Source organism: Rhizobium sp. WSM1328, assembly GCF_057653715.1.
The window spans coordinates 4,332,955-4,346,089 of the sequence record NZ_CM172788.1; the positions used below are offsets into that span (position 1 = coordinate 4,332,955).

Genomic DNA, 13,135 nt, shown 5'->3' on the forward strand with positions numbered 1-13,135 from the left:
CCGAACGGACGGGAGCGGCTCGATATGTCAGGTGGTTGCCTTGTTTTGCCGGTTGGCGATCAGATCGTCGACCACGGCCGGATCGGCAAGCGTCGAAGTGTCGCCGAGAGCGCCGAAATCGTCTTCGGCAATCTTGCGCAGGATGCGGCGCATGATCTTGCCGGAGCGTGTCTTCGGCAGGCCGGGCGCAAACTGGATCTTGTCAGGCGCAGCAATCGGGCCGATTTCACCCCGCACATGTTTTACCAGTTCCTGGCGAAGCGTATCCGATCCCTCATGACCGGCCATCAGCGTCACGTAGCAATAGATGCCCTGGCCCTTGATCGGATGCGGATAACCGACGACCGCGGCTTCCGAAACCAGATTATGCGAGACGAGAGCGGATTCCACCTCCGCTGTACCGAGCCGGTGGCCGGAGACGTTCAGCACGTCGTCGACCCGGCCGGTGATCCAGTAATAACCGTCCGCATCGCGCCGGCAGCCATCGCCGGTGAAATACTTGCCCTTGTAGGTAGAAAAATAGGTCTGGATGAAGCGCTCGTGATCGCCATAGACCGTGCGCATCTGGCCCGGCCAGCTGTCGGTGATGCAAAGATTACCGTCGGCCGGACCTTCCAGCACCTTGCCCTCATTGTCGACCAGCTGCGGCTTGACGCCGAAGAACGGCGTCGTCGCCGAGCCGGGCTTCAGGTCGGTGGCGCCGGGCAGCGGCGTGATCATGTGACCGCCGGTTTCCGTCTGCCACCACGTATCGATGACAGGGCATCGCTTGTCGCCGACGACATTGTAATACCACTCCCAGGCCTCGGGATTGATCGGCTCGCCGACCGTGCCGAGCAGGCGCAGCGAAGAACGCGAGGAGCGCGTGACGAAGTCGTCGCCGGCACCCATCAACGAGCGGATCGCCGTCGGCGCCGTATAGAAGATGTTGACCTTGTGCTTGTCGATGACTTCCCAGAAACGACCCTGATCCGGGAAGTTCGGCACGCCCTCGAACATCAGCGTCGTTGCGCAGTTCGCAAGCGGCCCATAGAGGATATAGGAATGGCCGGTCACCCAGCCGACATCGGCTGTACACCAGTAAACGTCGCCGTGGTGATAATCGAAGACATACTCATGCGTCATCGCTGCATAGACGAGATAACCCCCCGTCGTGTGCAGCACGCCCTTTGGCTTGCCGGTCGAGCCGGACGTATAAAGAATGAAGAGCGGATCTTCCGCCTTCATCTTCACCGGCGGGCATTCCGCCTTCACGGTGGCGATCTCCTGGTGATGCCAGAGATCGCGACCCGGCGCCCAGCCGGTCTTGCCACCGGTGCGGCGAACGACCAGAACCTTCTCCACGATCACGTGCTGGCGTGCCGCAATGTCAATTGCGGTATCGGTATTGTTCTTCAACGGCACCGGCTTGCCACCGCGCAGGCCTTCGTCGCAGGTGATGACGAAGGTGGATTCGCAGTCGACGATGCGCCCGGCCAGCGCCTCGGGCGAGAAACCGCCGAAGACGACCGAATGCACCGCGCCGATGCGGGCGCAGGCGAGCATCGCATAAGCCGCTTCCGGGATCATCGGCATATAGATGGTGACGCGATCGCCCTTCTTGACGCCGTGCTTCTTCAACACATTCGCCATCCGGCAGACGTGCTCGTAGAGTTCGTTATAGGTGACCTTCTTGTCGATATAGGGGTTGTCGCCTTCCCAAATGATCGCCACTTGGTCGCCATTCGTTTTCAGATGACGGTCGATGCAGTTGTAGGAGACGTTTGTCTGACCGTCCTCGAACCACTTGATCGAAACCTTGCCGGTAAAGGATGTGTTCTTGACCTTGGTATAGGGCTTGAACCAGTCGATCCGCTTGCCGTGCTTGCCCCAGAACTTGTCCGGGTTCTCGACGCTTTCCTCGTACCATTTCAGGTACTTTTCCTTATCGATCAGGGTGCGCGCCTTCACCGGCTTCGTGACCGGATAGATCTTCTCCGACATGCAACTCCTCCTCATGGGACATGCGACGGGCCGCGTGAGCTAGGAAGGCCCGGACTTGAAATCACGGCAATTCATAGCAGTTCGCATCGCCACGGCAATTAGACAAAGGTCATTTCATTTCGGAAGAATTGCAATTCTGCGACAGTGCGGTTATATAGCGCCATATTTCCCGGACATTGTGGTGACAATCCACGGACCGCGACCGGCGCGGACGATAGAAGGACTATATCCATGGCTCAAACACTGCTCATGCCGAAGGCGACAGCCATCTGGCTCGTCGACAATACGGCACTGTCTTTCGATCAGATCGCCCAGTTCTGCAAACTACATCCGCTCGAAGTCAAGGCGATCGCCGACGGCGAAGCGGCGCAGGGCATCAAGGGCCTCGACCCGATCTCGACAGGACAGCTTTCCCGCGACGAGATTGCCCGCGCCGAGGCCAATCCGAACCACAAGCTGAAGCTTTCCGAACCGAAGGTGCGGGTGCCGGAATCCAAGCGCCGCGGTCCGCGTTATACGCCGGTTTCCAAGCGTCAGGACCGCCCGAACGCCATTCTCTGGCTCGTTCGCAACCATCCGGAACTGAAGGACGCGCAGATTTCCCGCCTCGTCGGCACAACGAAGTCGACCATCGAGCAAATCCGCGAGCGCACCCACTGGAACTCCGCCAACCTGGCGCCGATGGATCCGGTCACGCTCGGCCTCTGCAGCCAGATCGATCTCGACATGGAAGTGGAAAAGGCCTCCAAGGGCCGTCCGCTGCCGACCGCTGCCGAGCTTGGCGCGACGCTGCAATCGGCACAGGAAACCGAACGCCTGACCCCGAGCTACGAGCGCGAGGAGGAAAAGGAAAAGGAAATCGACGCCGATGCCGTCTTCCGCAAGTTGAGCTCGCTGCGCTCGGCCCCGAAGGACGAGGACGACGATCAGTACTGAGATATCAGCGATCTCATGAAAAACCCCGCCGGTATGAGCTGACCGGCGGGGTTTTTTGTTGCAGATGGCCTGTTTCCGATTAGCTGCGGAACAGGGTGAGGATGTTCTGCGCCGAGCTATTGGCGATCGAGAGCGACTGGATGGCGAGCTGCTGCTGCGTCTGCAACGCAGAGAGCCTGCTCGATTCCTCTTCCATATCGGCATCGACCAGGCGTCCGACGCCGGAGTCGATCGAATCGTGAAGACCGCTGACGAAAGTTTCCTGCAACTGGATACGGGTCGAGATCGAGCCCAATGCCGAGCCGGCGGCGGTCATAGCGCCGAGAACCAGTTCGACGCCTGTCAGGGCTGCGTCAAGCTGACCCTGGGTGAAACCGGTGATGTCGAGATCATATATTGACGCCATGACGATGACGGTGCTGCCATAGGTTCCGTTGAAGGCCGTGCCGATGATACCGCTTGATGTCTCGATCGCACCGGTGCTCGTCATGCCGAAAAGCACGTTTCCAAGCGAGCCCGAATCGAGCACATAATCCGTCATCTTGACGGAGACGGCATTGCTGCCGTCGCGGACGAAAGACGAGACGACGCTCTTCGTGCCGGAGGCGCCGGCAACCCAGTTTTCGCCGGAGAAGGACGCCGATTGAGCGATGCTGAGCAGCTGCTCCTGCAGCTGGTCGAGTTCTTGCTGGATCTTCGTCTTGTCGACGCCCTTTTCGGTGGCGGCGACAATCTTGGCCTTGATGTCGCTGACGACATCGAGCGCGCTGTCCATAGCCGAATAGGCCGTGTCGACCTTGGCCGCGCCGAGACCGAGCGCGTCGGAGACGGCCGAAAGCGCCTTGTTGTCAGAACGCATGGTCGTAGCAATCGACCAGTAAGCGGCATTGTCAGCCGCCTTTTCGACACGATAACCCGATGAAACGCGACCCTGGGTGTCCTTGAGGCTATCGTTTACGCCGCGCAAAGTCTGCAGCGCTGCCATCGCAGCGTTGTTGGTAAGGATGCTTGTCATGATCCGTTCCACAATCGTTGAGAAAGGGGCAATCCGGACTACAGCGCCGCGCGTCTTTCAGACGCGCAAAGGACGCTGTAGCACTTCTACTGCTGCATAATTTTGCCCCTTAAATCGATTCCGATTTAAGGAATTATGCAGTAGGCCGGTAACGGCGACCGCGTCATGCAAAGCCTGCTATGCAAGCCATTGCCGTTAACAAATGCTTGCATCAACATGGTTAACAATTCCTCAATTAGGCTTACCGAAAGTTTAATTCACATCGGCAAGGAGCCTAAACCGCGCCCACGCAGCACCTCGGCAATTTCCTCTAAAATCGTTGGATCATCAATGGTTGCAGGCATTTTCCAGGGTATGCCGTCGGCGATTTTCTGCATCGTACCGCGCAGGATTTTGCCGGAGCGTGTCTTCGGCAACCGGTTAACGGTGATGGCGGTCTTGAAGGCGGCGACAGGTCCAATCGAATCACGAATCATCGCCACGACCTCTGATTCGATCACCGTCGCGTCACGGGAAACATGTCGTTTCAGCACCAGGAAACCGCAGGGAGCCTGACCCTTCAGCACATCGATCACGCCGATAACAGCACATTCGGCGACATCGGGATGACGCGCACAGACCTCCTCCATCGCCCCGGTCGAGAGCCGATGCCCGGCGCAATTGATGATGTCGTCGGTGCGCGACATGATGAAGAGATAGCCGTCTTCGTCGACATAGCCGGCATCGGCCGTCTTATAGTAACCGGGAAACTCATCGAGATAGGCCGAGCGAAAACGGTCGTCCGCATTCCAGAGGGTCGGCAGGCAGCCGGGCGGCAAGGGCAGCTTGACGACGATATTGCCGAGCGTTCCCGCCTCGATCGGATGACCGGCATCGTCAAGCACCGCAATATCATAGCCGGGCATCGGCAGTGTCGGCGAACCGTGCTTGATGGGCAGGGCGCCGAGACCGAGCGGATTTGCGGCGATCGGCCAGCCGGTCTCCGTCTGCCACCAGTGATCGATGACGGGTATGCCAAGCATGCGCTCGGCCCATTTCAACGTCTCCGGATCCGCTCTTTCGCCGGCCAGAAACAGCGCCCGCAGATCCGGCATGGGATATTGGCGCATCAGTTCACCGTCACCGTCCTCCCGCCGGATGGCGCGGAATGCTGTCGGCGCCGTGAACAGTGCCCGCACCTGATACTCTGAAACGATGCGCCAGAATGTGCCGGCATCCGGAGTGCCGATCGGTTTTCCCTCGAAGATCAGCGTGGTTACGCCTGATAGCAGCGGGGCATAGACGATATAGGAGTGTCCGACGACCCAGCCGATATCCGAAGCCGTCCAGAAGACCTCGCCGGGCCTCAAGCCGTAGATATTCCGCATCGACCAGTTGAGCGCGACCATATGGCCGCCATTGTCGCGCACGACGCCCTTTGGTTGGCCCGTCGTGCCCGAGGTGTAGAGGATATAGAGCGGATCGGTCGCCTTGACGGAGACACAGGCGATCTCAGCGCCACGATGCTGCGCCACCGCGATCTCGAAATCCTGATCGCGGCCGCTGACGAGATCTGCCTGAAGCTCGGGCCGCTGCAACACCAGACAGCGCTCCGGCTTCGAACGCGCGATCGCAATCGCTTGGTCGACCAGGGGCTTGTAGACGACGATGCGACTAGGCTCGAGCCCGCAGCTCGCGGCGATCACCAGCTTCGCACCGCAATCGTCGATGCGCGCTGCAAGTTCGCTGGCGGCAAATCCGCCGAAAACGACGGAGTGAACCGCACCGATGCGAGCGCAGGCGAGCATCGAAAAGACCGCCTGCGGCACCATCGGCATATAAAGGATCACGCGATCGCCTTTGCCGATGCCGCGCTCGACCAGCGCTGCTGCAATGGCCATCACCTCCCGAAGTACCTCATCATAGGTGAAACGGCGCTTCTCGCCGTTCATTGCGCTGTCGAAGATGACCGCCGTCTCGCCGCCGCGGCCGGCAGCCACATGCCGGTCCAGGCAATTGTGGCATGTATTGGTTTCCGCGTCTGAGAACCAACGGCCATAGACGCCCTCATTGGGTGAAAAAATCCGCTCTGGCGGCTTGAACCAGTCGATGTCACTGGCCGCTTCGCGCCAGAAGGCTTCGGGATCGCGTTTCCAGGCCGCATAGACCTGATGATAGCCGTTCCGCATCTGCTCCTCCCCAGGACATGCAAACCTCGATATCAATCTAGGCGGCATTAAGGGGAACAGGAAGCCCGACCAAAGCAGCGTTTCAGCGCGTGCCGAAAATCGCTGACCCTACACGCACGCTGGTGGCGCCAAAGGCGATCGCCGTCCCGTAGTCGCCCGACATGCCCATGGAAAGTTTTTCGACGCCGCATTTGAGCGCAAGCTTTGCCAGCAGGGCGAAATGCGGCCCAGGATTTTCCTCGGCCGGCGGAATGCACATCAACCCTTCGATGGAAAGGCCGAGTTCGTCGCGGCAGAGAGCGACGAAGGCTGGCGTGTCGTCAGGAGCGATGCCGGCCTTCTGCGGTTCGAGCCCGGTATTGACCTGGACATAGAGCCGCAGCGCCTTGCCTTGCCGCCTCATCTCCTCGGCAAGTGCGCGGGCGATCTTTTCCCGATCCACCGTCTCGATGACGTCGAAAAGCACCACCGCATCCGCCGCCTTGTTTGATTGCAGCGGTCCGATCAGATGCAGCGCGATATCCTGATGCTCGGCCTTCAGCGCCGGCCACTTGCCCTGGCTTTCCTGCACCCGGTTCTCACCGAAGACACGCTGTCCGGCTTCGATGGCCGGGCGGATCGCGTCCGCCTCGAAGGTCTTCGACACCGCGACGAGCTGAACGGAACCCGCCGGACGACCTGCTTCGCGTTCCGCAGCGGCGATCCGCGACCGCACGTCGTCTAAGCGCTCTTGAAGTTCCATCTATCTGCCTCGGCATATCCGCATGAAAGGATCGGCAATGCCTAACGAGCCAATCTGTGCTTGCCAAGTCCCGCCTTGGCGAAATCGCCTTGTCACGATCAAGATCGGACGCTTGCAGCGCCTGCAAAACTTGACGCTACGGTGGTTTCATGGTGAAGGTCTCGACCAACCTCCCCTGATGTTCCGGAAATACGAATACCATGGCCACCGAACGTTATAATCCGCGCGATGCCGAGCCCCGCTGGCAGCAGAAATGGAATGAAGACAAGGTCTTCGAGACCGACAATGCCGATCCGCGCGAAAAATATTACGTCCTCGAAATGTTCCCCTATCCGTCGGGGCGCATCCATATGGGTCATGTCCGCAATTACGCCATGGGCGATGTCGTGGCTCGCTACAAACGCGCCCGCGGCTACAACGTCCTGCATCCGATGGGTTGGGATGCTTTCGGCATGCCGGCGGAGAATGCCGCGATGGAGCGCGGCGTGCATCCCGCCTCCTGGACCTATCAGAATATCGGCTCGATGAAGGCGCAGCTGAAGGCCATGGGGCTTTCGTTGGACTGGAGCCGCGAATTCGCCACCTGCGACGTCGAATATTACCAGCACCAGCAGCATCTCTTCGTGGATTTCCTGGAGAAGGGCCTGGTCTATCGCAAGCAGTCGAAGGTCAACTGGGATCCTGTCGATAACACTGTGCTGGCCAACGAGCAGGTGATCGATGGCCGCGGCTGGCGTTCCGGTGCGCTCGTCGAACAGCGCGAACTGACGCAATGGTTCTTCAAGATCACCGACTTCAGCCAGGATCTGCTGGACGCGCTGGATACGCTCGACCAGTGGCCGGAAAAAGTGCGGCTGATGCAGAAGAACTGGATCGGCCGTTCGGAAGGCCTGACGATCCGCTGGGAGATCGTACCGGAATCGGCGCCTGCCGGTGAGAGCGAAGTGACGGTCTATACTACCCGGCCGGACACGCTGTTCGGCGCTTCCTTCCTGGCAATCGCCGCCGATCATCCGCTGGCGAAGGATGCCGCTGCAAAGAACCCTGATATCGAGGCCTTCTGCGACGAATGCCGCCGCGCCGGGACCTCGCTCGCAGCACTCGAGACCGCTGAAAAGAAGGGCATGGATACCGGTATCCGCGTCAGGCACCCGCTCGATCCTTCCTGGGAGCTGCCGGTTTATATCGCCAATTTCGTCCTGATGGATTATGGCACGGGCGCGATCTTCGGCTGCCCCTCGGGTGACCAGCGTGACCTTGATTTTGCTCGCAAATATGGCCTTCCGGTCGTGGCCGTCGTCATGCCCAGGGATGGCGATGCCGCAAGCTTCTCCGTCGGCGACACCGCCTATGACGGTGATGGCGTGATGATCAACTCACGCTTCCTCGACGGCAAGACCACCGACGAAGCCTTCAACATCGTTGCCGATCGGCTATCTGCCGCTTCGCTCGGCAATGCGCCGCAGGGCGAGCGCAAGGTCAATTTCCGCCTGCGCGACTGGGGCATTTCCCGCCAGCGTTATTGGGGCTGCCCGATCCCGGTCATCCATTGCGATGATTGCGGTGTCGTGCCGGTGCCGAAGGCGGACCTGCCGGTCAAGCTGCCCGACGACGTCACCTTCGACCAGCCCGGCAATCCGCTCGACCGCCATCCGACATGGCGTCATGTCTCCTGCCCGAATTGCGGCAAGGATGCTCGCCGCGAGACGGATACGATGGACACCTTCGTCGATTCGAGCTGGTATTTCACCCGCTTTACCGCGCCCTGGGAAGAAAGGCCGACCGATCCGGAGGCGGCGAACCGCTGGCTGCCGGTCGACCAGTATATCGGCGGCATCGAGCACGCGATCCTACACCTGCTCTATTCGCGCTTCTTTACCCGCGCCATGCGCGAGACCGGTCACGTCGCGGCCACCGAACCTTTCAAGGGTCTCTTCACCCAGGGCATGGTGGTCCACGAAACCTATAGCCGCAGCGCCGGCGCCAGCCGCGAATGGGTGGCACCCGCCGATATCCGCATCGACGAACTCGACGGCAAACGACGGGCTTTCCTGCTGACGTCGGGCGAGGAAGTCGCGATCGGCTCGATCGAGAAGATGTCGAAATCGAAAAAGAATGTCGTCGATCCCGACGATATCATCGCCTCCTACGGCGCAGATACCGCCCGTTTCTTCGTTCTGTCCGACTCTCCGCCCGAGCGTGACGTCATCTGGTCCGAGGCAGGCGTCGAGGGCGCCCATCGCTTTACCCAGCGGCTGTGGCGCCTGATTTCCGAAGCCGCGGACGCGCTCTCCGCCGTCGCACCTGCGCCGGCTGCCGATGGGGAAGCGTTGCCAATCTCGCAGGCCGCCCACAAGACGCTGAAGGCTGTCGAGAACGACTATGACAAACTCTGGTTCAACAAGGCCGTTGCCCGAATTTATGAACTCGTGAACGCGCTGGCCGCACCGATGACGAGGGTTGCCGCAGGCGAGGGTAATGCCACCTATCGCGCGGCGGTGCGCGATGCCGCCGAGATCCTGATCCAACTCGTCTCTCCGATGACACCGCATCTGGCTGAGGAATGCTGGGCTGCGCTCGGCAATGAAGGCCTGCTTGCCCGGACAAACTGGCCGCGGTACGACGAAACACTCGTCATCGAAAACGATGTGGTCCTGCCGGTACAGATCAACGGCAAGAAACGCGCTGAATTGACAATTTCTCGCGATGCAGATCAGAATGCCGTCACCGACGCCGTGCTGAATCTGGATGCGGTGAAGAACGCGTTGAACGGACAGGCACCGAAGAAGATCATCGTGGTTCCCCAAAGGATTGTAAACATTGTCGTCTGATATCGCTTGCAAGCTGGCCCGCAATGCCGGCATCGCCATGATCCTTGCCTCCGCGGCTTTTCTCTCGGCCTGCCAGGTCCGTCCGCTCTATTCAGAGAGTTCAGGTGTGGTTGAAAAACTTTCTTCGGTCGGCTTTTCCGAGGCAGGCAGCCGGGTCGAGCAGCAGGTTCGCAATCGCCTGATCTTCCTTGCGTCACGCGGTGCAGGCGAAGCGGTAAACCCGCAATATCTGGTCGAAATACACGCCACGTCGGCTGTAGCCGATACGCTGCTGGCCGAATCCTCTGACACGTCGAAAGCCGGCCGTGTGACCGTCAACGTCAGTTACACGCTGCGTGCCACGGCCGACAATCATGTCATCAAGGCCGGCAGCCGCCAGGCCACGGCGCTGGTGGATTTCTCCGAGCAGGAATTTGCCAAGCAGCGGGCGATCCGCGATGCTCAGAACCGCGCGGCCGATCAGACGGCGGAATTCGTGGGAGCCGATATCGCCGCCGCCCTCAGCCGCTGAGGGCGGAGATGTGGCAGAGATAAAATCCCACGAATTCGAGAGTTTTCTGCAGAAATCGACGCGGAACTATCGGATTTTCGTCATCTACGGGCCGGATCGCGGCCTTGTTTCCGAACGGGCAAGCCAGCTTGCCGGTAAGAGCGGTGTTGCTCTCGATGATCCCTTCTCGCTGACGAAACTCGATATTGGCGACCTCCAGAAAGACCCGGGTCGATTGGTCGACGAGGTCCAATCCATCGGGCTGTTCGGCGGTGAGAAACTGATTTGGATCCGCGGCGCCGCCAACGAGAAATACCTCGTTGATTCCCTGGCGCTGCTGGCCGAAAAACCACTCGAAGCAGCCTATCTGATCGTCGAGGCCGGCGACCTGAAGAAGGGTTCCCTGCTGCGCAAGACTGCGGAATCCGCCCGTTCTGTCATGACGATCCCGTCCTACGCCGATGACAGCCGCGCCCTGAATGGCTTGATCGATACGGAGCTCGGTGCAGAGAAGCTCGGCATTACGCCGGCCGCGCGCCAAGCACTGATCGCCTTGATCGGCGGTGACAGGATCGCTTCCCGCAACGAGGTGCGCAAGCTCGCTCTTTACTGCCGGGGTTTCGATACCGTCGAAGAACATCACGTTACCGAAATAATCGGTGACGCCAGCGCCATCTCGGTTGAAGACGCGGTCGACGCTATCCTCGGGGGCGATCTAAACGCCTTTCTGCACGCCATGCAAAAAATCAGCAGCTCGAAAACCGCGATCTTTCTCGTTCTGCAGGCATGCCTGAAACAATTCCAGCTTCTCGATTCGATGCGCGCCGAAATGGATGAAAAGCGGCTGCAGACACCTCAGATTATGCAGACGATGGGGCGGCATCTGCATTTCCGGCGCAAGCCGATCATCGAACAGGCGCTACGCCAATGGACCGCGGAAAGCATCGCCCGTGAATGCAATCGGCTGCAGGCCGCTATTCTGCAAAGCCGACGGCGACAGGTGCTGGAGGACAGCGTTGCGATGCAAACGCTTCTCTCCACCACCCTTCAATCCGGCCGGAAATCCGGCTGATCAGCGCATCGGTCCAAAATCAGAACCGATCTTCGGAAAGCAAAGATGCAAGGGATTAGACGTCCTACGGCGTTCTAGAGCAATTCCGGCAAAAGTGCGGAGCGGTTTTTCATCCGGAATTGCGTGAAAACAAAGAGATAGAATATTTCCGTGATTCGGAGAAAAACGAAAACGCTCTAGCGCCTCTCAAGCAAACGGCAGATTTCCTCGAGCTGCTCTAACGACTTATAGGAAATTTTGATCTGGCCGCCGCTTGCCTTGTGATTGATCGCAACATCAAGGCCGAGTGCATCGGAAAGTGTCCGTTCCAGCGCCAGCGTGTCGGAATCTTTCTGATCTCGCTGCAACGTCGCCTGCAGTGGCTCCGATTGGGCCTTGATATTGTTTTGCGCCAGCTTCTCGGCATCACGCACCGACATGCCCTTGGCAACGATCGTGCGGGCAAGACTTGCCGGGTCGGATGTCGAAACCAGGGCGCGTGCGTGCCCAGCTGATAGGCTGCCGGAGGCAAGCAGATCGCGAACCGGATCAGGCAGCTTCAACAGGCGCAACGAGTTGGCAACGTGGCTGCGGCTTTTGCCGATGATTTCGCCGAGGTCGTTCTGGGTGTAACCATATTCAGCGATAAGCTGCTCGTAGCCCAACGCCTCTTCGAGGGCATTGAGATCCGCGCGTTGCACGTTCTCGACAATGGCGATTTCCAGCGCCGTCTTGTCATCCACATCACGGACAATGACAGCAATCTCGATCAACCCGGCAAGCTGAGCCGCGCGCCAACGTCGTTCGCCGGCGATGATCTCATATCGATCCCGCGACATCGTCCGCACAACGATGGGCTGAACGATGCCGTGTTGACGAATGGAACTTGCGAGATCGTGCAGTTCCGAGTCATCGAAGAACCGACGAGGATTGCGGGGATTGCGGCTGACGAACTCGATCGGGATCATTCTGTCGGCGCTGATAACCCGCTCGGCTTCGACCGGGACGGGCTGATCCATTTCACCAATCAGCGCCGCAAGGCCGCGGCCCAATCGCCTCTTTGATACATCGTCATTCATGATCTACACTCACCTACACCCCTAAAATGATATCACGCGGCCAATCTTTGGCGCTCTCGCTGGATGACCTCAGAGGCCAGCTGCAGATAGGCCTGGCTGCCCGCGCACTTCAAGTCATAGAGAATAGCCGGCTTACCGTAGGACGGAGCCTCGGAAACCCGGACGTTGCGCGGAATTAACGTGTGATAAACCTTGTCGCCGAGATGCGTGCGCACGTCATTGACAACCTGTTGGGCAAGATTGTTGCGCGCATCGAACATCGTCAAGACGATACCCTGAATATCCAGACGCGGGTTAACAGTCCGCCGAACCTGGCTGACGGTCTCAAGCAACTGACTCAATCCCTCAAGCGCAAAGAATTCGCATTGCAGCGGAACGAGGACCGAATGGGCCGCTGCCATGGCATTCATCGTCAGCAGATTGAACGATGGCGGGCAATCCAGAAGAATATAAGAAAACGCCATCGCTTCGGGCGAAGACAGCGCTTTCCGCAACTTGAACACCCGATCGCTCTGCTGCGAGATTTCCATCTCGATGCCAAGAAGATCCATTGTCGACGGGACAATAAACAGATTAGGAACCGCTGTTTCGAGAGTCACCTCGGGGATTCCACGATCACCAATCATCAGATCGTAGGAGGACAGCTTGCGATCACGACGATCAATACCCAGGCCGGTGCTGGCATTGCCTTGCGGGTCGAGATCGACAATCAAGACGCGCTCGCCGATTGCAGCAAGCGCCGTTGCCAGGTTGATTGCTGTGGTCGTCTTGCCAACGCCACCCTTCTGATTTGCGATGGTGATAATCCGATGTCGTTCGCCAGCCATTGCCGCAATATCC

Annotated in this window: 10 protein-coding genes; 4 read left to right on the forward strand and 6 right to left on the reverse strand. The window is 59.3% G+C overall.

From position 1 onward, the window contains the following. Positions 1 to 27: 27 nt before the first annotated feature. Positions 28 to 1,983: an acetate--CoA ligase gene (gene acs / locus AC2444_RS21460; RefSeq protein WP_128448923.1), complete on the reverse strand. Its 1,956-nt coding sequence runs from the start codon at positions 1,981 to 1,983 to the stop codon at positions 28 to 30. A 231-nt stretch (positions 1,984 to 2,214) separates the two neighbouring features. On the opposite strand from acs, the gene AC2444_RS21465 reads away from it, so the two are divergent. After that, a complete protein-coding gene (locus tag AC2444_RS21465) occupies positions 2,215 to 2,919 on the forward strand; it encodes a DUF1013 domain-containing protein (protein WP_007632151.1) in 705 nt (234 codons plus the stop codon). Positions 2,920 to 2,998: 79 nt separating this feature from the next. Here the strand turns inward: AC2444_RS21465 and AC2444_RS21470 are convergent, their stop codons facing one another. From AC2444_RS21470 to AC2444_RS21480, 3 genes are all read right to left on the reverse strand, one after another. After that, positions 2,999 to 3,934, reverse strand: a complete 936-nt coding sequence (locus AC2444_RS21470) for a flagellin N-terminal helical domain-containing protein (RefSeq protein WP_012759527.1) — start codon at positions 3,932 to 3,934, stop codon at positions 2,999 to 3,001. 257 nt (positions 3,935 to 4,191) lie between these two features. Beyond that, positions 4,192 to 6,102, reverse strand: coding sequence for a propionyl-CoA synthetase (locus AC2444_RS21475; RefSeq protein ID WP_012759528.1), 1,911 nt, complete (start codon positions 6,100 to 6,102; stop codon positions 4,192 to 4,194). Between the two features lie 82 nt (positions 6,103 to 6,184). Beyond that, positions 6,185 to 6,844: a YggS family pyridoxal phosphate-dependent enzyme gene (locus AC2444_RS21480; RefSeq protein ID WP_012759529.1), complete on the reverse strand. Its 660-nt coding sequence runs from the start codon at positions 6,842 to 6,844 to the stop codon at positions 6,185 to 6,187. Between the two features lie 200 nt (positions 6,845 to 7,044). On the opposite strand from AC2444_RS21480, the gene leuS reads away from it, so the two are divergent. Genes leuS through holA form a run of 3 tightly spaced genes read left to right on the forward strand, consistent with a single transcriptional unit; the run spans position 7,045 to position 11,237 of the window. Then, entirely contained in the window at positions 7,045 to 9,675 is a 2,631-nt protein-coding gene (leuS, locus tag AC2444_RS21485; protein ID WP_012759530.1) for a leucine--tRNA ligase, read from the forward strand. Then, positions 9,665 to 10,186, forward strand: a complete 522-nt coding sequence (gene lptE, locus AC2444_RS21490; RefSeq protein WP_012759531.1) for an LPS assembly lipoprotein LptE — start codon at positions 9,665 to 9,667, stop codon at positions 10,184 to 10,186. The genes leuS and lptE overlap by 11 nt, the downstream gene beginning before the upstream one ends. Positions 10,187 to 10,196: 10 nt before the next feature. Next, positions 10,197 to 11,237, forward strand: a complete 1,041-nt coding sequence (gene holA / locus AC2444_RS21495; protein WP_012759532.1) for a DNA polymerase III subunit delta — start codon at positions 10,197 to 10,199, stop codon at positions 11,235 to 11,237. 176 nt (positions 11,238 to 11,413) lie between these two features. Here the strand turns inward: holA and AC2444_RS21500 are convergent, their stop codons facing one another. After that, positions 11,414 to 12,295 (reverse strand): ParB/RepB/Spo0J family partition protein, encoded by an 882-nt coding sequence (locus AC2444_RS21500; protein ID WP_012759533.1) that lies wholly within the window; start codon positions 12,293 to 12,295, stop codon positions 11,414 to 11,416. A 32-nt stretch (positions 12,296 to 12,327) separates the two neighbouring features. Next, positions 12,328 to 13,122, reverse strand: coding sequence for a ParA family protein (locus tag AC2444_RS21505; protein WP_012759534.1), 795 nt, complete (start codon positions 13,120 to 13,122; stop codon positions 12,328 to 12,330). Positions 13,123 to 13,135: the final 13 nt, after the last annotated feature.